This window comes from Brevibacterium sp. CBA3109, from assembly GCF_040256645.1.
GTDB lineage: Bacteria > Actinomycetota > Actinomycetes > Actinomycetales > Brevibacteriaceae > Brevibacterium > Brevibacterium koreense.
The window spans coordinates 2,315,590-2,341,180 of sequence record NZ_CP158281.1; the positions used below are offsets into that span (position 1 = coordinate 2,315,590).

The following is a 25,591-nucleotide window of genomic DNA, read 5'->3' on the forward strand; positions in this document are numbered from 1 at the left end:
ACGATATTATTAACAGCGGAAGGCCCCACTGCTCGGGACAGAACAACCGGGGGCGGACCCGATCATGTGAGAATCGAGGCATGAGCACTCACCGCTCCCCCACCTCGGCGACGACATCCGGCTCAACGGTCCGGCAACGCCTGAGCCCCGCCGGCCGTCTCATCGGACTCGATGCCGCGCGCGGGATCGCCCTGTTCGCAATGATGGTCACGCACATCTTCGCGCTGTCCGACCCTGCGGGCCTCCCGACCTGGGCCGCCGTGTTCGCAGGTCGCGCCTCGGCGCTGTTCGCGGTCCTCGCCGGCTGCTCCCTTGTCCTCTCGACACGGTCGCGGATGGCAGGTTCCGGGCGTCTGCGCGATGCCGTGCCCAGCGTGCTCATCCGCGCGGGAGCGATCGTCATCATCGGCCTCTGTCTGGGGTCGGTATCGTCACTGCTGGCTGTCATCCTCGTCAACTACGAGGTCATGTTCGCGATTGCAATGCTGTTCCTGCGCCTGCGCGCTCGCACTCTCTTCATCATCGCCGTTGTGTGGATGATCCTCAGCCCCGTGCTCTCGATGCTCATCCGCAGCGAGTTCGGGTTGGAACCGATGTACTCCTCCATGTCATGGTTCGACCTGGCGAGCCCGCTGACCATGCTCCATGACCTGGTGCTGACCGGCTACTATCCGGTGCTGCAGTGGCTGTCCTACATCCTGCTGGGGATGGCGGTCGCGAAGATCGATATCGGCAAGCACCTCATGTCTCTCTTCGCCGCCGGACTCGGGCTGTTCCTCGTCGGCAAGGGAGTCTCCTGGCTGCTCATCAACGTCGCCGGAGGAGGCCCTGGACTGGTCCGGGTCTCCCAGCTGTACGGAACCGATCTCAATGCGGCGCTGTTCACGGGCAGCTATGGGGTGACGCCGACGACCTCGTGGTGGTGGCTGGCGATCGCGGGCCCGCACTCATCCACGCCCTTCGACCTGCTCGCCACGGCCGGGACCGCGCTGATGACCATCGTCACCTGCCAGTCACTGGCCATGCTCCTGGGGCGACAAACCTGGGTGTTGGCGCCGCTGACGGCTCCCGGCTCAATGCCCTTGAGCGTGTACTCGGCCCACGTCGTCCTGCTCGAAATCACTCGGCGCTGGATCGACGCCAACCCGATGCTCGGCGGTCAGGCTATGACACCGCAGACCGTCGAGTTCGGTCTGCATGCTCTCGTGTTCATCGGGTTTGCGTTGATGTGGAAGCTGGCGATCGATGCGCACGGCCCACTTGAAGCGGGCGTCGCAGCTATCATCCGGTCCGCGTCGCCTGTTCCAGAACCTGGGCTGGAGCCGTCAGAACCCATGCCCGGGGCCGAGGCCGGTGCCGAGTCAGAGTCAGAGTCGGAGTCGGAGTCGGAGTCGGAGTCGGAGTCGACTAGGAAGTCTGCTTCGCGCCCGCCCGATACATATTGACCGACTTGCGCATCGTTGAACGGGCGCGCTTGCGGTCCCCGCACGCATCGTAGGCACAGGAGAGACGGAACCATGAGCGCCAGTCCTCGGGTGCAGCTTCGGCCTCGGACTGGTATTGGCCGAAAGCCTCGTCAGCGGATTCCCGGATGATTCGCCCACCCGGAGTTCGCGGCAGATCATCGACGGGAAGACCGCCCTCAGACTTGAGGATGCGCGCCAACTTCTCGGTCCGTGCACCGAACATCAGCTCCACGACCAGAGTCCAGGCGCCGACGAGTGGAAGGACGAAGAGGGCGATGCCCATCAGACGGGGGACGAGATCGGGTTCACTGACCAAAATCCACGCCCGCTGTCCCATCAGGACGAAGTAGAAGACGAGCAGTATGGAGACGACGATCGCGCCGATTTTGCCTTTGGACATCAGAGGTCGAGCATGTTCTCGAGGCCGTGCACCAGACCGGTGTAGTCGGAGATCGACCGCACCGCGGTGACGATTCCCGGCATGAACGCCGAGGTGGAGTGTGAGTCCGTTCGGATCGTCAGGGCTTCGCCGCTGGAGCCGAAGTGGATCTCCTCCGAGGCCGTCATGCCCTGTTGGCGAATCGCGTGCACGTGGATACCGTCGACGACGGCGCCGCGGGCACCGTGCGGATCGATTTCGGTGGCGTCGGGAACCGGGGCCAGGCCCGCGTCATTCCGGGCAGCGGCGATCCGCTGCGCGGTGTAGTTGGCCGTTCCCGATGGCGCATCGAGCTTGCGCGGGTGGTGGATCTCGACCACCTCGGCGGAGTCGAAGTAGGGTGCAGCCAGCTCAGCGAAGCGCATCGCCAAGACTGCGCCGATCGAGAAGTTCGGGGCGATGAGCACGGCCGTGTCCGAATGCTCGGCAAGGAGTTCTTTGAGTCCGGAGAGTTTGTCAGCATCCCAGCCGGTCGTACCGACCACGGTGTCGATGTCGTGGTCGACGAGGAAGGCCACGTTCGTTTCGGTCGAGGCGGGAACCGTGAGTTCGACCGCAACGTCGACGTTCTTCTCGAGCAGGCTCTCCAGGGAGTCGCTGCTGCCCAGGGTCGCGACGAGTTCGAGGCCTTCGGCCTCGGTGATGGCGTCGACAGCTTGGGCGCCCATGCGGCCCTGTGCTCCGATGACGGCTACCCGAATCGCATTCATAACTTCGTAACTCCTTGCTCGACGATCTCCGCAAGCCAGTCTAACGACTCCCGTTGCCGCGCCCGTCATCCGGTGACGTGTTCGGCAGTCGTCAGAATCGGCAGTCGAGGACCCGGGGCTCGTTGATCCCCGCTCAGTCGGGCACACGCCTCGGTGTCGAACCGGAACCCGTCGTAGAGCAGGCGTTCGCGTTCTCTGCCCTCGACTAAGAATCCGGCGCTCTTGGCAACTCCGCCCGATGCAGGATTGTTTATGCGGTATCCCAATTCGAGGCGATAGACGTCAAGCTCATCGTGGAGGTGGTCGACGAGACTGCGCAGTCCGGCTGCGGCCAGACCGTGACCGCGAACGGTCGAGTCGAGCCAATAGGAGATCCAGGCGGTCGAATGATGCGGATCGATGGCTGTTGCCATGACGTTGCCGACGGGGACATTGCCTGCTGTTGTCGGGTCACCGCGCATGATCGCGAAAGCCACCGCCGCCCCCTCACCCTCAGCGGCACGAATCCAGTCGATCCATGTGGGCGCCAGCAAGCGAGCGATCGTCGGGAATGTTGCTGAGAAGATCTGCGTCGGCTCGGGCATAGATGTCGCTGAGAGAGTCCGCATCATCGCGGCGCCACCGTCTGAGGAATTCGGCCATATGCTCAGAGTATCGCCACTCTGAGCAACCTGGCGGGCGCGCAGCAACCTGGCGCCAGGTTGCTGCGCGCCCGCCAGGTTGCTGATTTCCTTGACCGCACGCGGGGACACGACAACGGCGGCCCCGCCACTATGGGTCGGAGCCGCCGTTTTGGGGTCTGTACGGCTATCAGCCGAGCAGGAGTCCCTTGGTCTGAGTCACGGCGCGGTCGAAGCGGGCGCCTGCATCTGCCCAGTTCACGATGTTCCACCAGGCCTTGACGTAGTCAGGCTTGACGTTCTGGTAGTCGAGGTAGAAGGCATGCTCCCACATATCGAGCTGGAGAACCGGGGTTCCGCCGAGCTGGATGTCCGACTGCTGATCCTTGAGCTGTTCGATGAAGAGGTTTCCACCGAGCTGATCGTAGACGAGCACGGCCCAGCCGGAGCCCTGGATCGTAGTGGCTGCCGTGGTGAAGTGCTCACGGAACTTATCGAAGGAGCCGAACTGGTCGTCGATGGCTGCTGCGAGCTCACCGACGGGCTTGTCTCCACCGTCTGGAGACATGTTGTTCCAGAAGATCGAGTGGTTGACGTGTCCACCGAGGTTGAACGCGAGATCGCGGGTCAGCTTCGGCACGCTGGCGAGGTTGCCGCTCTCGCGGGCTTCGGCCAGCTGTTCGACAGCAGTGTTGGCACCCTTGACGTAGGTTGCGTGGTGCTTGTCGTGGTGCAGCTCCATGATGCGAGCCGAGATGTGCGGCTCAAGTGCGGAGTAGTCGTAGGGCAGTTCCGGAAGGACGTACTGCTCAGCCATGAAATTCCTCCTGAAGAGAATTGATGTCCGCCCAAGTCGGCGGCTTCATTTCGACCCTATAGCAGGGTGTCATCTCGAACAACACGGTAATAGTGAGGACTATTCCAGATCGAGCCAGGTGACCTCAGAAAAGCCTGCGTCAGCTCATGAGAGATTGCGCGAGATGAGCAGACGCATGATGTCGGAGGTGCCTTCCTCGATCTCCTCAAGCTTCGCATCGCGCATCCACTGCTCGACCGGGTGCTCACGCGAATAGCCCCATCCGCCCAGGGTCTGGACTCCCGCCCAGGTGCAGAACATCGCAGTCTCCGAGGCATTCAGCTTCGCCATCGCCGCCGAGGCGGTGACCTTCTCCCGCGGCACAGCCTCACCCGCGTCGATCATCCGGGCCGCATTGAGAACCTGGAGCCAGGCCGCGTCGATGCGTGCGGACATGTCGGCGAGCCGGAATGCCACGGCCTGGTGGTCGATGATCGGCTTGCCGAACTGGGTCCGCTCCCGTGCATAGTCACGGGCGTATTCGTAGGCGGCTCTGGCTGTACCCAGGGCCGCGGCACCGAGGACCACACGAGAGATGTCGAAGGTGCGCATGAGGCCGTAGAAGCCCTGTCCCTCCTCACCGAGGAGGTTATGGGCGGGAACGAATGCATCGGAGAAGAAGACCTCCCTGCACACGATCGCCCGCTGTCCCATCTTCTTCATCGGCGCCCCGAATTCCATCCCTTCGGTCTCGCGCGGGATGAGGAAGGCGCTGACACCGCGCGATCGCTGCGAGGTATCTGTCTTGGCGAAGACGACGTAGGAGTCGGCCAGTCCAGCATTGGAGATCCAGGCCTTCTGCCCGTTGAGACGGTATCCCCCGTCGACCTTGTCGGCCCGGGTGATGATGGAGGCGGAGTCGGACCCGGACCCGGGCTCCGTCGTCGCCAAAGCAGTGAATTGCGGGGAGGTTCCGGTCAGCGGGCGCAGCCAGGTCTCCTTCTGTTCTGCGGTGCCCAGGGCCATGATCGGGTCGGCGAAGAAGCCGTTCGAGCACACGAAGTTGCCGATGCCGGGGTCGCCGAAGCACAGCTGCTCCTGGACGAGGCATTGGGTGAAGACGTCGGTGAAGCCGCCTCCCCCATATTCCTCGGGGATCATGAAGTCCGTGATGCCCACGCGTGCGGCTTCGCGGAACAGTTCGACAGGCGATTCGGTGTCCGCTTCGTCGACGCCGCGACCGGCGGGACGGATCCGGTCCTTCGCAAACGATCGACACAGCTCGATGATGTCGTTCTGTTCATCGGACAGCGGCCAGGGCGTGTAGCTCATGTCAAGTCCTTCTGATCGATCGGAGCGGTGTGTTCGGGCAGCTGAGATGGCCGGGAGGAGCCCAGCATGTCCGCAGCTGCACGGGAGTTCTCGGTGAGATGGATGAGGGTCGGGCCGGCGCAGTCCTCGGCCTCTTTCAGCGCGCTCAGCAGTTGGTCCTGCGTGTCGACGTGGAGGCCGAGTGCGCCCAGCGATGTCGCCAACGCGGGGAAATCCGGTCCCAGCAGTGCCACGCCGGCCGGGGTGTCGCCGCGGTCGGCCATTTCGTTTCTGATCTCCCCATAGCCGCCGTTGTCGACGATGATGAGCGACATCGACACCTGTGCCTGCACCGCGGCGGCGAGTTCGGCGATCGTGAACATCGCACCGCCGTCGCCTTCGATCGCCACGACCCGCGCCGCAGGCACAGCGAGCTTCGCGCCGATCCCTGCCGGCAGGCCATAGCCCAGCGTCCCGGCGCCGGCCGGATAGAGGAAGTGGTCGCCGCGGCGAGCCTTCCACCCGGTCTGCACACCGTAGTAGCAGCACATCGTCGAGTCCGCGGCCACGATGACGGGGGCAGCGCCCGAGACGGTGAAGTCGTTGAGCGCGGCGCTGAGCTGCGCCCACGGTGCCCCGTCATCCGCGGCTGCCGCGGTGATCGTCTTCTGCCAGCCGCGCAGCCATGCGGTTGCCGATTCGGTTTGCTGCGAGGGCCTGATCTTTCGCAGCTCCTGCGCCAGCGCGATCGTCGACGCCTTGGCCTGTGCCGGGATCGGATGAGTGACACGGGCATTGCGCAGCATCTGCACCTCATCGATGTCGATGCGGACCACGGTGTCCGGCAGCGGCAGCGGCTCGGGCCAGAAGTCGCTTGGCGCCAGCTCTGTGCCGATCGCCACGACGGCATCGGCCGCGGTGAGCAGATCAGGCAGCTGCTCCAGGACCCCGATGGCGCCGAGGCTGTTCGCGAACTCGTCGTCGATTGCTCCCTTGGCGTTCGAGGACAGAACGATGCCGGCTCCGAGCACGTCGGAGAGCTCTTCGACCTCGGTCCCGGCGTCACGGGCCCCTGCCCCGACGATGAGGAGCGGACGCTGAGATCCCGCCAGCGCCTCGGCGGCGGAGGTGATCGCATCCGCCTCGGGTGCCGCAAGCGGCCGGGTCACCGCCGGATGGAGCCACCCGGGCCCGGAGGTCTCGATGAGGTCGAGTGGGATCTCGATGAATGCCGGCCGCGTGCGACTCGATCGCATCGTCGACAGCGCCTGTCCGACCGCCAAGGAGACCTCACCCGGGCTTGTCACTCGGTGGCTGTCGCCCAGGACTGCTGCAAGAGCCTGACTCTGGTTGCGCACCTCGTGGAGGAGACCGTTGCCGCGACCGGGGTGGGTCAGCGGCATTCCGGGACTGACGAGCAGAACCGGAACCGAGTCGGTGAATGACTGCAGCAGCGCGGTGAGGGCGTTGAGCACCGCCGGTCCGGTGGTCGTGACGACGACCTGGACCTCGCCGGTGACGCGGGCTGCGCCATCAGCCATGAATCCGGCTCCCTGTTCGTGCCGCGGCGAGACGATCTCGATGCCGTGGGCCGCCAGCTGCGCGAAGATCTCGAGGTTGTGTGTCCCGGGGATCCCGAAGACCCGCGTGATGCCCTCAGCGCTCAGCGCACGAGCCAGGTGTGCACCACCGGTGATCTGTGACGTCTCTTCTGTCATGGTGACTCCTTGTCGCCGTTGCCGTTGCTGTTGCCGTTGCTGTCGTCCTCGTCGCTGTCATCCTCGTCGCTATCATCCTCGTCGCGGTTCGTGACGACGAGGGCGTCCACCGCAAGTGCTCCTTCGGGCGTCACGCGCACCGGGTTGATCTCGATCTCCTGGATCTCATTGTTGGCCGCGATCAGGCGGGACACGGAGACGATGACCTCGGCCAATCCGTCCAGATCCGCGGCGGGCCTGCCCCGCCACCCGGTGAGCAGCCGGTAACACGTGAGCCTTGAGACCATGTCGAGTGCTTCAGCGTGCGAGACCGGTGCCAGCTCGAGCCAGGTGTCGCCGTAGAGTTCGGTCTCGGTTCCTCCTGCTCCCACCATCACGATGGGGCCGAAGTTCTCGTCCTGTCTGCCGCCGACGAGGATTTCGACTACCTCACCGCGAGTGTCCATCTCCTCGACGATGTATTCGCCATCGCCGAGGCGGCTGGCCATCTCCGCATAGGCGGTCTCGAGTGCGGCGGTGTCGCCCAGCCCCAAGGCGATAGCTCCGACTTCGGTCTTGTGCGCGGGCCAGCCGGCCTTGAGCACGAACGGTGGTGTCAGAGGTGAGTCCGCCATCGCCTCGGCGAGCCCGGTGCCGCGGCTGAAGATCGTTGCCCGCGGCACCGGCACCCCTGCGGCCATAATCGTGTCCCGGGCAGCCCCGTAGCCAGTCCCCCAGGGAGTGACCGGTCCCGACTGTTCCAGAGCCTCGGTGATGCGCCCCGAGTGGGAGGCGTAGAAACCTGCCCCGGCGATGACCCGCATGGCCGATTCGATTGAGGCGTATGCGGGAATCGAGTTCTCCCACAGCGCCGCGACCGCCGAAGAATCGGCACTCATCGAGTGGACGACGAGGGGTTTGCGGTGGGTGTGGACTGTCCGGCCCAACTGTTGGACCTCGGCCAGCTCCGCCTCGAGCAGATCGGGAATATCCTCGCCGTAGCAGCCGAAGTATCCGCTGAGGACCACGGCGTCGATCGTGTCATCGCCCAGGAGCGCGTCGACGAGACGGGAATAGACTCCCAGGTCCGCCTCCCCCGCCCCATCGAGGTCGATGGGATTGTCGATGTGCGCGGCTTCCGGAAGGTGCTGCTTCACCTGCTGACGAGTCGTGGCCTCGAGGACCTCCACGCCCAGGCCGTGACTGACGGCCCTGTCGGCAGCGATGGCGCCCTGCCCACCGGAGTCGGAGATAATCGCGATCCGTCTGGCCGCAGGCAGCCAGGAAGTGGCGAAGAAGCCAGCGAGTTCGACCGCTTCGCCAGGGGTGGACAGGCGAATCGCACCGGCTGCGCGACAGGCAGCGTCGACGGTGTCGATCGCCGAGGTGAGCGATCCCGTATGCGATTTCGCAAGCCTGGCACCCGCGTTCGACTGGCCCGTGGTGAGGATCATCGTGGGTTTGCCCGCCGCACGAAGGGCCTGCATGGCCGCGACGAGTGCCGCACCGCCGGTGAAGGATTCGAGGTAGAGCACGACCTGCGTGGTGTCGGGATCATCGACGAGGGTCCTCAGGATCTCTGCGGCTCGCACGTCCGATTGACCTCCGATCGAGGCGAATCGTGAGATCCCGAGACCGCTGCGTGCCGAGAGTGTGGCGATCTCCGTGCCCAGTTGGCCGCTCTGTGTCACGACGGCCAGTGACCCCGGGGTGAAGTTGCCCCAGGCCAGAAGCAGGTCGTTGCTCGAATCCACCAGCCCCAGTGACGAGGGGCCGATCAGGCGAGCTCCGGCGGAGACGATTCGCTGCGCTAAGTCTGCTGCGTGGGGCACCCGCGCGGAGATGATGAGGAACGCCCTGACTCCGGCCGTCAGCGCTTCGTCGACGACGGCCGGGACCGCGGCTCCCGGAATCGAGATGACCAGGAGCTCCGGAGTCTCCGGCAGGTCGCTGAGCGTCGGATAGGTCGGCTGTGCCTGAATCGAGGCGACGCGGGAGTTGATGAGATGGACCCGGCGCCTGTCTGCCCCCTTCAGGGCACCGGCGGAGAGCCAGAACCCCCATTTGGACGGGTCGTTCGAGGCCCCGAGGATAGCGACGCTGGCGGGATCGAAGAATTGCTTCACTGTTCTGCTACCTTGCGGGGTCGTTCGAGGACAGGACGACGAGGTTGTCGTCAACTTTGGCCTGCGCTGCTGCACGGGGACTGATGTTCTCGGCCTTCGCCGTCGCCAGCACCTCAGTTGTGAGGGTGCCAAGCGTCTCCGAGATGATGTCGCGGCTGGACTCCCAGCTGCCGTCGATGTCGCCGAAGGTCACCCACCACCACCACGCATTGGTGGCCGAGTTGGCGAGGAAGTCGGGAACGACGATGACCCCACGCGCTGCGAGTTCGGCTTCGGCTTCGGGCAGCACCGGCATGTTCGCGGCCTCGACGATGTACTTGGCGTTGATCTGCCCACAGTTCTCGCTCGTGATCGCATAGCTGACGGCGGCGGGAACCAGAACATCGCAGTCAGCGGCCAGCCAGTCTCCGCGATCACTGTCCAGATCTTCGGGACGCAGTGCGCCCCGGTCGATGCCGCCGAAGGGATCCCGCGTCGCCAGCAGGGCCTCAACGTCGAGGCCCGCCGGGTTGGACACGAACCCGTCGGCATCGGCGATGCCGACGATGCGCACCCCCGCCTCGGCGAGGAATCGGGCGCTCGCCCCGCCCATCGATCCGAATCCTTGGATCACTGCGGCCGCGGTTGCCGGTTCGCGCCCGTCGGCTTCGAGCGCTGCGATCGCCGAGGTGGCCACCCCGAGTCCACCGACGAGTTCGTCTTGAGCCAGACCATCAACGATCGTGGAGAAGGCCATCTCAGCCCGCGCTTCGGCCGCCGTCGGGTCCGTCAGCAGCTTCTGAACGGCTGCCAGTCCGCTCCCGAGTCCACGTTTGGCAAGGATGTCGTCGATATCGTTCTGGCGCACGCCCAGGTCCTCACCGAGGGCCCAATAGGCACGCATGATCGGGTTCATGGCGACGAGGAACCGTTCGAGGACGTCTGTGGCCCCGGGGGCGCGTGGGTCGAAGTCGATGCCGCCCTTCGCACCGCCGACGGGAACGTAGCGCCGGCCCGGTCGCAGATGAATCGCTTCCTTGCGCGTCATCCCCTGAGCCAGACCCCGAACCTCGTCGAGTGTGCACCCCTGACGCATTCGCAGTCCGCCCGAGGCCGTTCCCCTCACCAGCGTGTCGATGACGACGAACCCGTGTGTTCTGGTGACCGGGTCCTGCCAGGTGATGTCCATGAACATATCGCTCCCAAGGGTTTAACTGAATAGCCATTCAGTAGAGATCAGACTCTCATTCTGACCGTCCGAGGGCAGGTCCGTCAAGACCGGCTCAGGAACTGGGCAAGGTTCATTCCAGTTCACGTGCGACGAACGTCTCGACCCAGTGGGACAGAGTCGTCGTGGACACGGAATCGGGGTTGAAGATGAGTTGGACCGCCAACCCATCCAGGTAGGCGAGGATCCTCGTCGCACAGTCCTCGGCCGCCCTGGCGACTGCGGCGCCGGCCTCATCCTCCACGTCATCGGACCGAACCCCTTCCGGGCCGTCGCCTCGAACCTCGTCCGCGTCGTCGCCTCGAGCCTCGTCCGCGTTGCGGCAGAGGAACTCCCGCGACTCGAGCCCGTCGACGATGAGGCCCGCCAGAATCGTCTTCCATTCTCGATCAAGGGCCGCGAACGTCGACTTCACATCCGCGTCGAAGAGACCGGCCGACCAGCCGTCGATCCAGATCTTCCAGCTTCTCGTCGACCCGGCCGGCATGTACCACCGGACGACATCTCTCAACCTCTCCCGCGCCGGCTTCCGCGCCGCTGCCAGTCGACGCGCGCGATAGAGGTCGTTCTCCCCGGCATGTGCAAAGGCTGCGGCGACGAGCGCCTCCTTCGTCACGAAGTGGTAGATGACCAGGCTCGGACTCAGCCCCAGCCGGGCGGCGACATCGGCGACTCGCAGGGTGCGCAGGCCGGTGCTCTCGATCTCCTCCACGGTCGCGGCCAGGATCTCTTCCCGACGGACCGATGCGCTCTTCCTGGGCATGAACCTCTCCCCCACACAGACAGAAATGGCTGTACAACAAGATTCTTGTTGTACAGCCATTCTAGATGCTGACTCTGCCGAGCCCGCGACCATTGCCCCAGAGCAACGCCGGGGCAGCGTCATCTCAGCCTCAGGGCAGTGCGACGTCGGCCTGCGGGCCCACGAGGGACAGCGACTTCGGGCGACTCATGAGGTCTCCTGCCATCGTCGATACCTGCTCGGCGGTGACCGACCGGACGCGTTCGATGAGGTCGAGAGGAGATTCGAGGGAGATGCCGAAGATCTCGGATCTGGCCAGGCGATTCATGCGCGCGGCCGAGGATTCGAGCCCGAGAACCATCGACCCCGAGAGCTGGGAGACGATCGCGTCCAGCTCCGAGCGCGTTGGTGTCTCAGTTGCCAAACGATCCCATTCAGCCAGTGCCAGGTCGACGACGGCTTGCCCGTTCTCCGGTGTGCATCCGGCGTAGATGCCGAACGTGCCGAAGTCGGTGAACTGGCTTGCCACACAATTGACGGCGTAGGCCAGACCGCGGTCTTCACGCACACTCTGGAAGAGTCGTGAGGACATGCCTCCACCGAGCATCGTCAGCAGCACCGAATAGACGAAGCGATCCGGATGCCCCTCTTCAAGGCCTTCGCAGCCGAGCAGGATTCCCAGCTGTTCAGTGTCTTTGACCGTGTGTGAGCGACCCGATTGGAACGTCGGCACCTCGCGTGCGCCGCGGCCATGCCCAGCGCCTGCAGTCGCGGAACTGATGTCCCAAGGGTGAGAACCGACCTCGGAGCCGACGCCGGCCTGAGCCAATGCGTCTTCCACCATGCCCAGGACCTCGTCGTGGGTGGCACCGCCGGCTGCGGCGATGACCAGACGCGGGGGGACATAGGTCGTCGAATGGTGTTCGAGGAGTGTGTGATGTCCCAGCACGCGGATCTGGTTCTTCGTCGCGCCGACAGGACGCGCCAACGGATGATCACCGAAGATGAGCTCGTCGAAGTCGTCGAACAGGACATCACCGGGATCGTCGGCGGACATCGCCAACTCTTCGATGATGACTCCGCGTTCGCGCTCGAACTCCTCGGCGTCCAGGTTCGAGTTCGAGACCATGTCGACGAGCAGAGCGGTGATGTCCGACAGGTCCGTGACCAAGCAGCGAGAGTAGTAGCAGGTGAGTTCCTTGGCCGTGATGGCGTTGGAGTCTCCTCCTGTCCGGTCGAAGGCCGCTGCGATCGTCTTCGCATCCTTCGTGGGCGTTCCCTTGAAGAGCATGTGCTCGAGGAAATGGGTCGATCCGGCGGTCTCTCTCGATTCGTCGCGCGAACCTGCCGCGACCCAGATGCCGATGGTCTCCGACGCCAGTCCGGGCATGTGTTCAGTGGTCACTGTCAAACCACCGGGGAGGACAGACCGATCGATTCGGCTGCCCTCCCCGGTGTGAGAATCCTTGAGTATCAGTTGTCTGATTCCTCTTCTGCTTCTTCGTCATCGTCGCCGACAGGCGAGAGCGACAGCTTGCCGCGGTCGTCGATCTTCGTGATCTCGACCTGGACCTTCTGGCCGACTCCGACGACGTCTTCGACGTCCTCGACGCGCTTGCCATCGTTGAGCTTGCGCAGCTCAGAGATGTGCAGCAGACCGTCCTTGCCCGGTGTCAGGGAGACGAATGCGCCGAAGCTCATCGTCTTCACGACCGTTCCGAGGTAGCGTTCGCCGACCTCGGGCACCTGCGGGTTGGCAATGGCGTTGATCATCGAGCGGGCGGCCTCAGCGGACTGTCCGTCGGTGGCACCGATGAGAACGGTTCCGTCATCTTCGATGCTGATATCAGCGCCGGTGTCTTCCTGCATCTGGTTGATCATCTTGCCCTTGGGTCCGATGACCTCGCCGATCTTGTCGACGGGGATGTTCACCGAGATGATGCGTGGAGCAGTCGGAGCCATCTCTGCCGGAGCGTCGATGGCCTCGGCGATGACATCGAGGATGACCATGCGTGCTTCATAAGCCTGCTTGAGCGCGGCACCGAGGACCGAGGCGGGAAGGCCGTCGAGCTTGGTGTCGAGCTGGATCGCGGTGATGAAGTCGCGCGTACCGGCGACCTTGAAGTCCATGTCGCCGAAGGCGTCTTCGGCACCGAGGATGTCGGTCAGTGCCGCGTATGCGGTCTGGTCACCGGTGTCGGTGGAGATGACGTCGGAGACGAGGCCCATGGCGATGCCTGCGACAGGAGCCTGCAGCGGCACACCGGCCGAGAGCATGGCCAGAGTCGAGGCGCAGACCGAGCCCATTGAGGTCGAGCCGTTGGACCCGAGTGCCTCTGAGACCTCACGGATGGCGTAGGGGAAGTCCTCGCGCTTGGGCAGAACCGGCACGAGCGCACGTTCAGCCAGTGCACCGTGTCCGATCTCGCGACGCTTCGGGCTGCCCACACGGCCGGTCTCTCCGACCGAGTAGGGCGGGAAGTTGTAGTGGTGCATGTAGCGCTTCGTAGTCACAGGTGACAGCGAGTCGATGTGCTGTTCGAGCTTGAGCATGTTCAGCGTGGTGACACCGAGGATCTGGGTCTCTCCGCGCTCGAAGATGGCTGAGCCGTGAGCCCGTGGGATCACGTTGGTCTCTGCAGTCAGCGGACGGATGTCCTTGAGTCCGCGACCGTCGATGCGGATCTGCTCGGTGAGGATGCGCTTGCGCACGACCTGCTTGGTCAGGGCGTTGAGGGCACCGGCGATTTCCTTCTCGCGACCCGCGAAGCGCTCACCGAGCTTATCGAAGAGTTCAGACAGCAGAACTTCTCCTGCTGCTTCACGTTCCTGCTTGTCAGCGATCTGGAAGTTCTCAGTCTGCTTGGCTTCGGCGAGCTCGCGCACAGCCTCGTAGACGTCGTCCTGGTAGTCGCGGAAGACTGGGAATTCGACGGTGGGCTTGGCAGCGCTGTCGGCCAACTCCTGCTGCGCACGGCAGAGTTCGCTGATGAAGGGTTTGGCGGCTTCGAGTCCTTCGGCCACGACCTCTTCGGTCGGCGCAGTGGCACCGGTCTTGATCCGGTCCATGGCGTTGTCCGTGGCTTCTGCCTCGACCATCATGATCGCAACGTCGTCACCGACGACACGGCCGGCAACGACCATATTGAAGACGGCGTCGTCGAGCTGGGAGTGGTTCGGGAAGGCGACCCACTGATCGTCGATGAGTGCGATGCGCACGGCACCGATGGGACCGGAGAAGGGCAGCCCGGAGAGCTGGGTCGACATCGAGGCCGCGTTGATGGCCAGGGCGTCGTAGATGTGGTCAGGGTGGATCGACATCACAGTGACGACTACCTGGACCTCGTTGCGCAGTCCCTTCACGAAGGAGGGGCGCAGCGGGCGGTCGATGAGTCGGCAGGTGAGGACCGCGTCGGTCGAGGGACGTCCCTCACGGCGGAAGAACGAACCGGGGATGCGACCCGCGGCGTACATGCGTTCTTCGACGTCGACGGTCAGAGGGAAGAAGTCGAAGCCCTCACGGGGGTGCTTGCCGGCCGAGGTGGCCGAGAAGAGCATGGTTTCGTCGTCGAGGTAGGCGACGGCCGAACCGGCGGCCTGCTGTGCGAGCCGTCCTGTTTCGAAGCGGATGGTGTGTGAACCGTAGCTGCCATTGTCAATGTGCGCTACGGCGGATTCAGGGTTGAGTCCCACGTATTCTCCTTGTTCGTAACCGGCGCGCGGACACCTTCGAAGCCCGAAGGCGGAAAGCCCGCGTCAATCCGGTGGATATTGACTTGGACATCCCATGGATCCAAGCCGGTCATCGATCGGGGCCCACGGAACCGGCAGGTATCTGCCCGTTCTTCCGGAGGCCACTACCGAGGACCGAAACGTCCATGGCATGATTGTCCACTTTGAAGTCTACCGCAGTTGCCCCCTTGGGCCATCGAGACGCGTACCACCCGGGCATGCCGAGGAGAAATCGCCGGTCGGAACGAGGTCGGGGCTGAACGAGGTCGGGGCTGAACGAGGTCGGGGCTGAACGAGGTCTAGCCTGAAGGCGGTGCGCTCGGTGAGAGGGGCGGTCGGCAGCAGAATACGAAGAAGCGCCCTGCATGATGCAGGACGCTTCATATCGTCTGAGGTGTCTCGTTCGAGCCTGTGTCAGCTCGTCCGAGTCGTGCTCAACATGAGGGGGCTGGTCTCAGCGACGCAGGCCCAGGCGCTTGATGAGCGAACGGTAGCGCTCGATCTCGACGCGCTGCAAGTACTTGAGCATCCGGCGACGCTGACCGACGAGGAGCAGCAGGCCACGACGCGAGTGATGGTCGTGCTTGTGATCCTTGAAGTGCTCGGTGAGCTCGGTGATCCGGCGAGTCAGCAGCGCAACCTGAACCTCGGGAGAACCGGTGTCGCCCTCGTGAGTTGCATATTCCTTGATGACTTCTTGCTTTTCAGCAGTACTGAGAGCCATGGACTTCTCCTTGTGATCGTTGCGCGGCGCTCAGACCTGTCAGTCTCAGCACTATCGAACCGCGGCCGGTGAAAACGGCAGAGTTCAGTTTATCAGGTGTGGAGCACCTCGCGCACATCGGCAATATCCTCGTGCATCTTCACGACGAGTTCGTCCATGCCGGTGAATGTCACCTGTCCACGAATCCGTGACACGAACTCGAGAGTCATGTGCCTGCCGTAGACGTCGAATTCGCCGAATTCCTTATCGAGCACATGCGCCTCGACCCGTCGGACACAACCTTCGAACGTGGGGTTCGTACCCACTGAGATGGCTGCAGGGTAAGCCTGGTCCTCACCCGAGAACGTCGCCCATCCGGCATAGACGCCATCGGCGGGAATGAGGCCTGCAGCATCCTCGGACAGGTTCGCGGTCGGGAATCCGAGGTCGCGACCGCGGGCGTCGCCGTGGACGACAGTCCCTTCAACCCGGTGGTAGCGACCCAGCTGATCAGCAGCCTCGGCGACGTCCCCGCCGACGATCTGCTCACGGATCCGCGAGGAGGAGTACCGTCCCCCACGTCCGACCTCTTCGATCGTCTCGGTCCGGAATCCGTAGTTCTCGCCGAGGTGGCGCAGAGTCTCGATGGTGCCCTCGTTGTCTTTGCCGAATCGCACATCATCACCGACGACGACGATCTCGCAGTGCAGTGCCTCAACGAAGTAGGTACGGACGAACTCCTCAGCAGTCTGGGCCGCGAAGTCGAGGTCATAGTGCTGGACGAACAGGGCGTCGATGCCCGTGTCCGCGATGAAGCCGGCCTTCTGATCGGTGCTCGTGATCATCAACGTGGGCTCATCCGGGCGGTGGACCGTGCGCGGATGCGGATCGAAGGTCATGGCCACGGAGCGCAGAGATCGCTTAGCGGCCAGAGCTGCTACGGCTCGGAGAACGGTTTGATGACCGCGGTGGACCCCGTCGAAGTTGCCCAGGGTCACGACGGTGCCGACATCATCGGCCCCGACCTCATTCAGTCCGTGATAAAGCTCCACTCGACGCTTGCTCCTTCCGTGCACCGAATCAGGTTATCGCAGAGATGTTCCCACGTGCTAACCCACGCACGCCTCAGGAGATGACGGCCCAGCCGATCACACCGGTCAAGGATGCGATCGCGATGGAGACGAACGTTCCGATGATGAATCGCTCGCCTGCGGCGGCAGAGGATTTGATCTCCGCGAAGCGTCCGAGTCCTTTGACCGCGACGACGACGGCCATGAGCTCGGGCCGCCCCAGCACGATGGCTCCGGCCACGAGTGCGCGCTCGACGATGCCGATCCACATTCCGCCCTGCAAGACCTCGATGTCCTCACTGCCGGTGCGACCCGGCTTCGAGCCGGGCCCGTCGTGGGTCATGCGCAGAAACAACGGAACGAGCGGGTAACCACCCGCTGCGGCCACGATCGCCGCGAGGACTGCGACGAGAACATCAAACCACATGGTCACCTGCCTGAGAGTCGCTGTCCCGGGCCTCTCCAGCATGGGCGAGGTGAAAGGTCGACAGCGCGCAGGCCCCCTCGATGAGTTCCACACCGCCGGGAGAGAGCACCCGTGACACAGCCTGCTGGGAGACATCGAAGTGTTCAGCGATGTCGTGCTGAGTGGATTCGGGGTGGTCGAGCCTGCGGTCGATGTAGCGACGAGCTTGGACCCGAATGTTCTCGAACGTCCAGACCATCAGGCGCAGCGCGCTTTCGGCCAGACGCGAGTGGTCTGTCGCCGGATCCACGACAAGATGAGCGGGCGCACCCTTCGCGGCTTCGACCGCGCGCCTGGCCGCATAGAAGGCCTCTCCCCTGCCTTCGACAGTGGAGGCCGGCAACGGAGTGTCGACCGAGCCGACTCCGATTCCGATGTGCCAACCAGTCTGCGCAGCCAGCAGACGCACGGCCAGAGTCACCTGGTCGGGTGAGTCGAGGACGCCCTGCACCTCATCGCCGATCGTGCGCTCGAAGCCCCGTCGTGTCTCAACACGAGCCAGGATGTCGAGCAGTCCGGGCACCTCATCGGTGCGGTCACGAGATCCCCGCTGATCGATGGTCATGACGTACATGACTCAAGTACACCAAACCCCACCGTGATATACAACCTTTTCAGTTGTATCTATCGAATACAAGCAAGTAACTTGTAGTGTCAGGCGAGGTCGATCGCGAAGGCCGTCTGGGACTTCAGCACTCCCCCAGCTCGCACCTCGGCGATCGATACGAGCTCGTCGCCGACGATCACGGCGACCTCATTGCCCTGATCCGGGCTCCGATCGGTGCTGACCGTCTTGCCCTGCATCAGCGCTGTGGCCTGCCCGGAGTCCACGTGCACGGTCGGAAGCAGGGTCCGGGCCACCTCGGCGAGAGAAGTCAGAGCAGGTGCTTCGGTATCGAGATCATCGGGGATCGTCACGGCATCATCAAGGCCGAAGGCGCCCACACGAGTGCGCCGCAGAGCGGTGAGATGACCATGGACGCCGAGGCTGCTGCCGAGATCTCGCGCCAGAGCACGAACATAGGTTCCCGAAGAGCAGTCGACTTCGACGTCGACATCGATGTGGCCCTGAGAAACGGAGTACCGCGTATCGAGGATGGTGAAGTTCGAGATCTCGACTCTGCGCGCCTTGAGCTCAACGTCTTCGCCCGCACGCACGCGGGCATAAGAGCGTTGGCCGTTGACCTTGATCGCGGAGACCGCGCTGGGAACCTGGTCGATAGAGCCCGTCAGCGCTGAGACGCCTTGGGCGATCCCATCATCGGTGACTGCCGACAGCGCCACAGGCTCGGCGAAGAGATCTGGCTCGGAGTCCGCGTCATCGGTCGGCGTGGCCGAGCCGAGGCGGACCGTGGCCAGATAGGTCTTGGACACGCCGGTGATGTAGCCCAGAAGCTTGGTCCCGCGACCCAGTCCGAGCACGAGCACACCCGTGGCCATCGGGTCGAGGGTTCCGGCATGCCCGACCTTGCGGGTGCCGTACCAGCGCCGAATCCGAGAGACGACGCCGTGGGAAGTCAGGCCTTGGGGCTTGTCGCAGACAAGGACACCCTGCGGCGAGGTATCGCTCACGTCACAGATGCGATCAGTTGAACGATACGTGCACGTGGTCGAAGTGATTGTCCGTGGGTGAACCGCGGTCTGCCATGCTGGACCAACCGCTGCCCGGGTTCCAGATGCGCTGTTTCCAGATCACGTACTTGACGTTGAGAGCGCCGCGATTCTGGATCAGGTACTCGGCGATGCGGTCGCCGGAGGCGCCGGTGATCATGATGTCGACGGCCCCGCCGGTGTAGTGGTCGGAGCTGCCGGAGCCCGGCCGACGGCCACCGTAGGTCTTGACTTCGGGGAACTTCGCACACACGGCACGGTAGCCGTTGACCGCGTTGGCCTGCAGACCGGATTCGATCGAGGACGAGACCGAGCAGGGAGCGTTGGATACACCGCCGGGCGTGGCCCCGCCCTTGGAGGACTTCTCATCTGAGTCCGAAGGCTTCTCATCGGAGCCCGACGACTTCTTGTCGGAGGACTGCGCACTGCTGGACTCCCTATCGGCCTTCTCCGACGTCGGGGATGGCTTGGGCTTGGGAGCCTTGACGTCGAGTTTCGTCTTCGAGGTCTTGTTCTTGTACTTGGGATCGTCCTTGACGTCCTTGAGGTACTCTTCGCCGGCCTTCTGCCGCTGGGCGTCGATCTCATCCTGACTGACAGCCGAGGGGCTCGACTTCTGGTGCTGGACAGAGGTGTCAGCGGCCTCCGTCGTGACATTGCCGGCCTCAGGCGGGCCCATGACCACGGTGGAGCCGACAACGGCAGCGGTGGCTGCGGCCGGAACCGCGATCGCGGCAACGACGGGACGCTGCCTGACGGTTGCCAGCACCGAGGTGGCAGTCGACGGCGCATCCGAGGAGTGCCGACCGGCAGAGCGCTTGCTGGCGGGGGTCAGATCCCGGACCAGCTGCTTGGCAAAGCTAGGCTTTGGCGAAGAGTGCTTACCCAATACAGAAATCCCTTAACAGAGTCGTAATCATTTCGTTACCGGAAAAAGTCTAAACCAGAAGTGAAAGATAACAAAACTGTTACGTGATGTTTTTTCCTGAGAGTGACTGACATCGCGATCGCGGCAACGGGACCCGACGCGCGCCACTGCCGCGTTTGTGCTCTGTCGCGGCGGTGTGACGAGTCAGTCTTGGTCGTCGGTCTTCTTGTACGGATCTTCATCACCGGCAGGTTCAGCGTCCTGGGCCAGTCCGGCCACCCGGGCGTCATCGGCTGCGGCTTGAGCGAGAAGGCCGTCCAGGTGGGCGGCAGCTTCCGGCACGGCATCGGCAATGAATTCGAGGCTGGGAGTCAGTCGGATCGTGAGGCCTTTGCCGACCTCTGACCGGATGAAGCCCTTCGCTGACTCCAGTGCCTTGCCGGTGGCTTCGAGGTCCTGTCCGTCGCCGAATACCGTGTAGAAGATCGATGCGTGCTGCAGATCTCCGGTCACGCGCACATCGGTGACCGTGACGAAACCGAGACGGGGATCTTTGAGTCTGCGTTCTATCGTGCTGGCGACGATGACCTTGATCTGGTCGGCGATCTTACGCGCCCGAGTTGAATCTGCCATGGTGTCTTCCTTCTTAGTCTGAGCTGTGACAGTGACCGAGTTCGGCTGGAACTGCCACGTGAGTATCTGGGGTTGTTGCTGTATCTGGGGTGGAGCTGCGTCCATGCGGGAACTTCTCCGCCACATTCTCTCATCACCAGGAACGCCAGTGCGGAGGAGTGCTCTCTGCGGAACAGTGCCCAGCGCGGAACCGTGCGGAGGCCCGCAAACCGCAGACCGGGTCCTGCCCGGGCCGTGTGCAGGCGGGTGGACTCATGCCACCCGCTCGCACACTCCCCGTTCAGAACCCGGTATGGGAAAGCGATGCGCTGATCAGTCGCGAGGCTTCTCGCGCATCTCGACGGTCTCGATGATGTCACCGGTTCGCAGATCGTTGAAGCTGCCCAGGCCGATACCGCACTCGAATCCTTCGCGGACCTCTGTGGCATCGTCCTTGAAGCGACGCAGGGACTCGATCTTGACCTTGTCCCCGACGACCACGCCATCACGGGTGACGCGAGCAGACGCGTTCCTGGTGATGTGACCATCGCGAACAATGGAGCCGGCGATGTTGCCGAACTTGGAGGACCGGAAGACTTCGCGGATCTCCGCGGTGCCTGTCTGGACCTCTTCGTACTCCGGCTTGAGCATGCCCTTGAGCGAGCTCTCGATGTCGTCGATCGCCTGGTAGATGACCGAGTAGTACCTGACGTCGACGCCTTCGCGTTCGGCCAGGTCGCGAGCCTTCGCTTCCGGACGGACATTGAAGCCGAGGACGATCGCGTTGTCGACCGTCGCCAAGTTGATGTCGTTCTCCGTGATCGCACCCACACCGCGGTGGATGATTCGCAGGTCGACGTCGTCGCCCACATCGATCTTGAGCAGCGAATCCTCCAGTGCTTCGACAGCACCGGACACGTCGCCCTTGAGGATGAGGTTGAGCATGTCGACCTTGCCCTCGGCGAGTGCCTTAGTGAAGTCCTCGAGGCTGATGCGCTTGCGACCGCGAGCCTGAGCGGCATTGCGCTCGATGGCGTCACGCTTCTCCGCGATCTGGCGTGCGGTGCGGTCATCATCTGTGGAGATGAACGTGTCACCGGCGCGCGGCACAGAGGACAGACCCAGCACCTGGACGGGACGAGATGGTCCCGCTTCCTCGACGAGGTTGCCGTTCTCATCGAACATCGCACGCACACGTCCGTAGGCGGTGCCACACACGATGGCATCTCCCTGACGCAGAGTCCCGGATTCGACGAGCACGGTCGCAACCGCGCCACGGCCCTTGTCCAGCTTGGCTTCGATCGCGATGCCGCGAGCGGACTTGTCCGGGTTGGCCCGGAGGTCCAGCGCAGCATCGGTGGTCAGCAGCACGGATTCCAGCAGCTGGTCGATGCCCTCACGCTTGAGCGCGGAGATCGGCACGAACATGGTCTCGCCGCCGTATTCCTCGGCTACCAGGTTGTACTCAGTCAGCTGCTGCATCACCTTGGAAGGGTTAGCGCCTTCCTTATCGGTCTTGTTCACTGCGACCACGATCGGCACATTCGCGGCCTGCGCGTGGTTGAGTGCTTCAACTGTCTGCGGCATCACGCCGTCATCGGCCGCGACCACGAGGATCGCAAGGTCGGTCGACTTCGCACCACGGGCACGCATAGCGGTGAACGCCTCGTGACCTGGGGTATCGAGGAAGGTGATCTTGCGATCGAGGCCTTCATGTTCAACCTCGGCCTGGTAGGCACCGATGTGCTGTGTGATTCCGCCGGCTTCGCGGGCCGCCACATTCGCCGAGCGAATGGCGTCGAGAAGCTTGGTCTTACCGTGGTCGACGTGACCCATGACGGTGACGACCGGTGGACGTGCTGCGAGATCCTCGTCGTCCTCGTCCGCGGCTTCCGCGTCAAGGTCGAGGCCGAAGGTCCCCAGCAGCTCACGGTCCTCGTCCTCAGGTGAGACGATCTCGATCTTGTAGCCGAGCTCGTCACCGAGGACCTCGAAAGTGCCCTCGTCCAAAGACTGCGTGATCGTCGCCATCTCGCCGAGGTGGAAAAGCACCGTCACGAGGTTCGTCGGATCTGTGTTGATCTTCTCGGCGAAATCAGCCAGAGAGGATCCGCGACGCAGACGCAGCGGAGTGGTGCCGTTGCCGCGTGGAACAGAGACGCCACCGACCGACGGTGTCTGCATCTGTTCGAACTCGGCGCGCTTGGCCCGCTTCGACTTGCGTCCCTTCTGACGGGGACCGCCACCACGGCCGAATGCACCCTGAGTGCTTCCGCGACCGCGACCTGAGCCACGACCACCAGGGCCGCCTCCGGGTCCGCGACGACCTGCGGGTGCGCCTCCAGGAGCTGCTCCCGGTGCTGCGCCTGGTCCGCCGGCGGGCGCGTTACCGCGTCCTCCGCCGCGACCGCGGCCTGGGGCCGGCTTGTTCAGCGCAGAGTTCTTCATCATCGATGGGTTGGGGCGAGGTGCGCCCGGACGTGGCGCCGGACGTGGACCTGCGGCGCCCTCTTCGCCGGATGCACGAGGCGGCTTCTGACCTGGCTTCGGCATCCCTTGCGAATTCGCGAACGGGTTGTTGCCCGGACGCGCTCCTGGACCGCCCTGACCACCCTGGCTGCCCTGGCCAGCGGGGCGATTACCGGACTTGGGTGCACCGCGTCCTGCTGCTTTGGGCATGCCCTGCGCTGGAGCGAAGGGGTTGTTTCCGGGACGGGCCGGCGAGCGACCGCCCGGCTTCGGAGCAGAGCCCGGCTTTGGCGCCGAACCCGGCTTGGGAGCAGCGGCCGGTTTGGGAGCAGCACCTGGCTTCGGCGCGTTCGAACGCGCTGCGGGCTTGGCTTCCTCGGCAGATGAGTCTGCTGCGGCCTCAGCGGCGGACGCGTCAGTGTCAGCAGGCTTGGCATCTGCAGCAGGCTTGGCATCTGCAGCAGGCTTAGCGCCCGGCTTCGCCGCGGTTGACTTGGCTGCGGGTGTCGTGTCTGAGGGTGTGGATTCAGCTGCTTCGGTCGGCGCCGAGGCTGCCTTGGCACCGGGCTTGGCTGCTGGCTTGTCCGCAGGCTTTGCACAGGGCTTGGGAGCACCGGGCTTCGCCGCGGGCTTTGCGCCCGGCTTGGCGGCCGGCTTCGAATCAGCGGATGCGCCGGATGCCTTGTCTGCACTGGAGGTGTCCGGAGCGGAATCGGCGAATGCTTCCTTCACCTTCCGCACAACGGGTGCCTCGAGGGTCGAGGAGGCGGAGCGAACGAATTCGCCTAGGCCCTGGAGCTTCTCGAGGACGTTCTTACTTGTAGTGCCGAGCTCTTTCGCGAGCTCATGAACACGGGGCTTTGCCACAGTTCTCCTGTCCGGGTTCTTTCCCGGTCAGGAAAGAACCTCATCAATGAAGAGCAGTTCTCATTTCACTGCTCTCTCGAATTCCGATAGCGGTGTCATCGCACGACACTCACAACTTGTTATCCATTCGGGCTACCCGCTCTTCTTGGGTTCGGTATCCATCCTCGGCAGGTCCGAGGCGGTGACCTTCGTTCGAAAGGCTCGAGCGAAGGATGCGGCCGTCAATGCCTTCTTCAGGCATGTGGCGTCCGGGTGCACCCAGGCTCCTCGTCCCGGAAGTGTCGCTGACACGTCATGGACGATCGCTGGATGCCGATCGGGTCGAATCACGAATCGTGTGAGTTCGCCCCGGTCTGCCTTTTGCCTGCAGGCGATGCACGTCCTTCGGGGTGCCGCGCCTACAATCACAGTACATAATTCTACAGCACTTCCATCCCCACCAGCGCCACGCCCCGAGTGGTTCAGGTCACGCCCGATGCCTACTCGCCAGGGACGATGTCGATCTTCCAGCCGGTGAGCTTGGCCGCCAGGCGCGCGTTCTGCCCTTCCTTGCCGATGGCCAGGGAGAGCTGGTCCTTAGGCACGATGGCGCGTGATTCCTGCAGGTCAGGATCGAGGATGTCGACCTTCGTCGTCTTCGCGGGTGAGAGTGCATGGCCGATGAACTTGGCCGGGTCATCGCTGTAGTCGATGATGTCGATCTTCTCCTGGCCCAATTCGTTCATCACGGCCCGCACGCGGGAGCCGAGCTCGCCGATGCATGACCCCTTCGCATTCACACCGGGTTTCGTGGCGCGCACTGCCAGTTTGGTTCGGTGGCCGGCCTCACGAGCCAGGGAGACGATCTCGACGGTGCCGTCTGCGATCTCCGGTGCTTCGTGCGCGAAGAGCCTGCGCACGAGGTTCGGGTGCGTGCGCGAGACGGTGACGGATGTTCCTCTGGGGCCCTTGTGGACGTCGGCGATGTAGACGCGGAGGCGTCTTCCGTGGCGGTAGGACTCACCGGGAACCTGTTCGTGCGGAGGCAGGACTGCTTCAACATCGCCGAGGTCGACCTGCACCATCTGCGGATCCCTGCCCTGCTGGATCGTGCCGGAGACGATCTCACCCTCGCGGCCCTTGAAGCTGCCGAGCACCGATTCGTCTTCGACGTCGCGCAGACGCTGGTAGATGACCTGGCGAGCCGTCTGCGCAGCAATGCGTCCGAAGCCGGTGGGAGTGTCGTCGAATTCGCCGATCGGATTGTCATCGTTGTCGAACTCGACCGCAAGGATGCGGACTTCGCCTGAGGCCTTGTCCAGTTCGGCGCGGGAGTCTGGCCACGCACCCTCGGTCTTCTGATAGGCAAGGAAGAGCGCTTGTTCGATCAGTTCGATCAGAGTGTCGAGCGGAATCTCCCGCTCTCGCTCGATAATGCGCAGAACACTGAGGTCGATATCCATGGCCTATATCCTCTCCGGCTCCCTCGAGCATTGAATTGTCGGTCTTCATTTATGCAGGCGTGACATTCTATCTCAGATTGCGCTCACCGAAACTTGAGTTCGACCTGCGCTTTGACGATGTCGCGCAGCGAGACTGTCCGCTTCTCATGGCTGGCGGGATCCATTCCGGAAATTGAGTTCTCGCCCACATCATCGAGATCGAGCTTGAAATTGCCCTTCTTCGTGCTGATTTCGAGCCGACGGCCGAGCACTCGCTTGAAGTGCCGCGGGGACTCGAGCTTCCTTGTCGCACCCGGACTCGTGACCTCGAGCTGATAGGGCTTGTCGCGGAAGATCTCGACCTCGTCGAGGGTGTCACCGACAAGTCGGCTGGACTCGGCGATTTTGTCCATCGACATCGGTTCCGTACTGGACTCGTCGAGGTCGACGACAACCGTCAGCGCCCGCCGTTGGCCGGCAGCGACGGCCTTCACCGATTCCAGGTAGAACCCGGAGGTCTTCAGCGGCTCCCTCAGGAGTTCCTCGATATGCGCCACGTCCTCATCCATGTGTCCTCCAGTCCTCGTCCCGCACCCGAGGTGTGCCCCGCGCGGAGACGTCGTTTCTGCCCCTGCTGATTGCCTATGCCCAACCCTAA

Annotated in this window: 23 protein-coding genes; 1 reads left to right on the forward strand and 22 read right to left on the reverse strand. The window is 63.7% G+C overall.

From position 1 onward, the window contains the following. The first annotated feature begins 80 nt into the window (after positions 1–80). Entirely contained in the window at positions 81–1,445 is a 1,365-nt protein-coding gene (locus tag AAFP32_RS10595; protein WP_350269112.1) for a heparan-alpha-glucosaminide N-acetyltransferase domain-containing protein, read from the forward strand. On the opposite strand, the gene AAFP32_RS10600 is transcribed toward AAFP32_RS10595, so the two are convergent. The 22 genes from AAFP32_RS10600 to rimP all read right to left on the reverse strand — a co-directional run bounded on the left by AAFP32_RS10600 (position 1,408) and on the right by rimP (position 25,502). Next, positions 1,408–1,866, reverse strand: a complete 459-nt coding sequence (locus AAFP32_RS10600) for a hypothetical protein (protein WP_350269113.1) — start codon at positions 1,864–1,866, stop codon at positions 1,408–1,410. The genes AAFP32_RS10595 and AAFP32_RS10600 overlap by 38 nt on opposite strands. Beyond that, complete coding sequence (gene dapB, locus AAFP32_RS10605) at positions 1,866–2,615, reverse strand: 4-hydroxy-tetrahydrodipicolinate reductase (protein ID WP_350269114.1); 750 nt, start codon at positions 2,613–2,615, stop codon at positions 1,866–1,868. Before dapB ends, AAFP32_RS10600 begins: the two co-directional genes overlap by 1 nt. Before the next feature lie 65 nt (positions 2,616–2,680). Continuing rightward, positions 2,681–3,226 carry a GNAT family protein gene (locus AAFP32_RS10610; protein WP_350269115.1) on the reverse strand — a complete coding sequence of 182 codons (546 nt, stop codon included), beginning with the start codon at positions 3,224–3,226 and terminating at the stop codon, positions 2,681–2,683. Between the two features lie 199 nt (positions 3,227–3,425). Further along, entirely contained in the window at positions 3,426–4,052 is a 627-nt protein-coding gene (locus AAFP32_RS10615) for a superoxide dismutase (protein WP_101619743.1), read from the reverse strand. A gap of 144 nt (positions 4,053–4,196) precedes the next feature. Further along, positions 4,197–5,363 carry an acyl-CoA dehydrogenase family protein gene (locus AAFP32_RS10620; RefSeq protein WP_350269116.1) on the reverse strand — a complete coding sequence of 389 codons (1,167 nt, stop codon included), beginning with the start codon at positions 5,361–5,363 and terminating at the stop codon, positions 4,197–4,199. Next, positions 5,360–7,060, reverse strand: coding sequence for a thiamine pyrophosphate-binding protein (locus AAFP32_RS10625; RefSeq protein ID WP_350269117.1), 1,701 nt, complete (start codon positions 7,058–7,060; stop codon positions 5,360–5,362). The genes AAFP32_RS10620 and AAFP32_RS10625 overlap by 4 nt, the downstream gene beginning before the upstream one ends. Then, the gene (locus tag AAFP32_RS10630; RefSeq protein ID WP_350269118.1) at positions 7,057–9,165 is read right to left on the reverse strand and encodes an acetate--CoA ligase family protein; all 2,109 of its coding nucleotides are present in this window, start codon (positions 9,163–9,165) and stop codon (positions 7,057–7,059) included. The genes AAFP32_RS10625 and AAFP32_RS10630 overlap by 4 nt, the downstream gene beginning before the upstream one ends. A gap of 7 nt (positions 9,166–9,172) precedes the next feature. Then, on the reverse strand, positions 9,173–10,339 hold the full coding sequence (locus AAFP32_RS10635) for a Glu/Leu/Phe/Val dehydrogenase dimerization domain-containing protein (RefSeq protein ID WP_350269119.1): 1,167 nt from the start codon (positions 10,337–10,339) through the stop codon (positions 9,173–9,175). Positions 10,340–10,445: 106 nt separating this feature from the next. After that, positions 10,446–11,135, reverse strand: coding sequence for a TetR/AcrR family transcriptional regulator (locus AAFP32_RS10640; RefSeq protein WP_350269120.1), 690 nt, complete (start codon positions 11,133–11,135; stop codon positions 10,446–10,448). Positions 11,136–11,265: 130 nt separating this feature from the next. Next, the gene (locus tag AAFP32_RS10645; protein WP_350269121.1) at positions 11,266–12,519 is read right to left on the reverse strand and encodes a pitrilysin family protein; all 1,254 of its coding nucleotides are present in this window, start codon (positions 12,517–12,519) and stop codon (positions 11,266–11,268) included. A 68-nt stretch (positions 12,520–12,587) separates the two neighbouring features. Continuing rightward, on the reverse strand, positions 12,588–14,807 hold the full coding sequence (locus AAFP32_RS10650; protein WP_350269122.1) for a polyribonucleotide nucleotidyltransferase: 2,220 nt from the start codon (positions 14,805–14,807) through the stop codon (positions 12,588–12,590). Between the two features lie 493 nt (positions 14,808–15,300). Next, positions 15,301–15,570: a 30S ribosomal protein S15 gene (gene rpsO, locus AAFP32_RS10655; protein WP_009882989.1), complete on the reverse strand. Its 270-nt coding sequence runs from the start codon at positions 15,568–15,570 to the stop codon at positions 15,301–15,303. Positions 15,571–15,662: 92 nt separating this feature from the next. Next, entirely contained in the window at positions 15,663–16,601 is a 939-nt protein-coding gene (locus tag AAFP32_RS10660; RefSeq protein WP_350269123.1) for a bifunctional riboflavin kinase/FAD synthetase, read from the reverse strand. Between the two features lie 73 nt (positions 16,602–16,674). Next, a complete protein-coding gene (locus AAFP32_RS10665) occupies positions 16,675–17,046 on the reverse strand; it encodes a hypothetical protein (RefSeq protein WP_350269124.1) in 372 nt (123 codons plus the stop codon). Further along, positions 17,036–17,659: a hypothetical protein gene (locus AAFP32_RS10670; protein WP_350269125.1), complete on the reverse strand. Its 624-nt coding sequence runs from the start codon at positions 17,657–17,659 to the stop codon at positions 17,036–17,038. Before AAFP32_RS10670 ends, AAFP32_RS10665 begins: the two co-directional genes overlap by 11 nt. Before the next feature lie 80 nt (positions 17,660–17,739). After that, positions 17,740–18,657, reverse strand: a complete 918-nt coding sequence (gene truB / locus AAFP32_RS10675; RefSeq protein ID WP_350269126.1) for a tRNA pseudouridine(55) synthase TruB — start codon at positions 18,655–18,657, stop codon at positions 17,740–17,742. Positions 18,658–18,670: 13 nt separating this feature from the next. Beyond that, entirely contained in the window at positions 18,671–19,585 is a 915-nt protein-coding gene (locus tag AAFP32_RS10680; protein WP_350269127.1) for a ligand-binding protein SH3, read from the reverse strand. A gap of 183 nt (positions 19,586–19,768) precedes the next feature. Then, entirely contained in the window at positions 19,769–20,197 is a 429-nt protein-coding gene (gene rbfA / locus AAFP32_RS10685; protein WP_350269128.1) for a 30S ribosome-binding factor RbfA, read from the reverse strand. Between the two features lie 312 nt (positions 20,198–20,509). Further along, positions 20,510–23,512, reverse strand: a complete 3,003-nt coding sequence (infB, locus tag AAFP32_RS10690; protein WP_350269129.1) for a translation initiation factor IF-2 — start codon at positions 23,510–23,512, stop codon at positions 20,510–20,512. 132 nt (positions 23,513–23,644) lie between these two features. Continuing rightward, the gene (locus AAFP32_RS10695) at positions 23,645–23,920 is read right to left on the reverse strand and encodes a YlxR family protein (protein WP_350269130.1); all 276 of its coding nucleotides are present in this window, start codon (positions 23,918–23,920) and stop codon (positions 23,645–23,647) included. Positions 23,921–23,991: 71 nt separating this feature from the next. Next, the gene (gene nusA / locus AAFP32_RS10700) at positions 23,992–24,954 is read right to left on the reverse strand and encodes a transcription termination factor NusA (protein WP_350269131.1); all 963 of its coding nucleotides are present in this window, start codon (positions 24,952–24,954) and stop codon (positions 23,992–23,994) included. Between the two features lie 83 nt (positions 24,955–25,037). Beyond that, on the reverse strand, positions 25,038–25,502 hold the full coding sequence (gene rimP / locus AAFP32_RS10705; protein WP_350269132.1) for a ribosome assembly cofactor RimP: 465 nt from the start codon (positions 25,500–25,502) through the stop codon (positions 25,038–25,040). Between the last annotated feature and the right edge of the window lie 89 nt (positions 25,503–25,591).

Excerpts from the sequence above, each read along its gene's own strand:
- AAFP32_RS10595 (WP_350269112.1), top strand. The coding sequence starts at position 81 with ATGAGCACTCACCGCTCCCCCACCTCGGCGACGACATCCGGCTCAACG.
- AAFP32_RS10600 (WP_350269113.1), bottom strand. The coding sequence starts at position 1,866 with ATGTCCAAAGGCAAAATCGGCGCGATCGTCGTCTCCATACTGCTCGTC.
- dapB (WP_350269114.1), bottom strand. The coding sequence starts at position 2,615 with ATGAATGCGATTCGGGTAGCCGTCATCGGAGCACAGGGCCGCATGGGC.
- AAFP32_RS10610 (WP_350269115.1), bottom strand. The coding sequence starts at position 3,226 with ATGATGCGGACTCTCTCAGCGACATCTATGCCCGAGCCGACGCAGATC.
- AAFP32_RS10615 (WP_101619743.1), bottom strand. The coding sequence starts at position 4,052 with ATGGCTGAGCAGTACGTCCTTCCGGAACTGCCCTACGACTACTCCGCA.
- AAFP32_RS10620 (WP_350269116.1), bottom strand. The coding sequence starts at position 5,363 with ATGAGCTACACGCCCTGGCCGCTGTCCGATGAACAGAACGACATCATC.
- AAFP32_RS10625 (WP_350269117.1), bottom strand. The coding sequence starts at position 7,060 with ATGACAGAAGAGACGTCACAGATCACCGGTGGTGCACACCTGGCTCGT.
- AAFP32_RS10635 (WP_350269119.1), bottom strand. The coding sequence starts at position 10,339 with ATGTTCATGGACATCACCTGGCAGGACCCGGTCACCAGAACACACGGG.
- AAFP32_RS10640 (WP_350269120.1), bottom strand. The coding sequence starts at position 11,135 with ATGCCCAGGAAGAGCGCATCGGTCCGTCGGGAAGAGATCCTGGCCGCG.
- rpsO (WP_009882989.1), bottom strand. The coding sequence starts at position 15,570 with ATGGCTCTCAGTACTGCTGAAAAGCAAGAAGTCATCAAGGAATATGCA.
- AAFP32_RS10665 (WP_350269124.1), bottom strand. The coding sequence starts at position 17,046 with ATGTGGTTTGATGTTCTCGTCGCAGTCCTCGCGGCGATCGTGGCCGCA.
- AAFP32_RS10670 (WP_350269125.1), bottom strand. The coding sequence starts at position 17,659 with ATGTACGTCATGACCATCGATCAGCGGGGATCTCGTGACCGCACCGAT.
- rbfA (WP_350269128.1), bottom strand. The coding sequence starts at position 20,197 with ATGGCAGATTCAACTCGGGCGCGTAAGATCGCCGACCAGATCAAGGTC.
- nusA (WP_350269131.1), bottom strand. The coding sequence starts at position 24,954 with ATGGATATCGACCTCAGTGTTCTGCGCATTATCGAGCGAGAGCGGGAG.
- rimP (WP_350269132.1), bottom strand. The coding sequence starts at position 25,502 with ATGGATGAGGACGTGGCGCATATCGAGGAACTCCTGAGGGAGCCGCTG.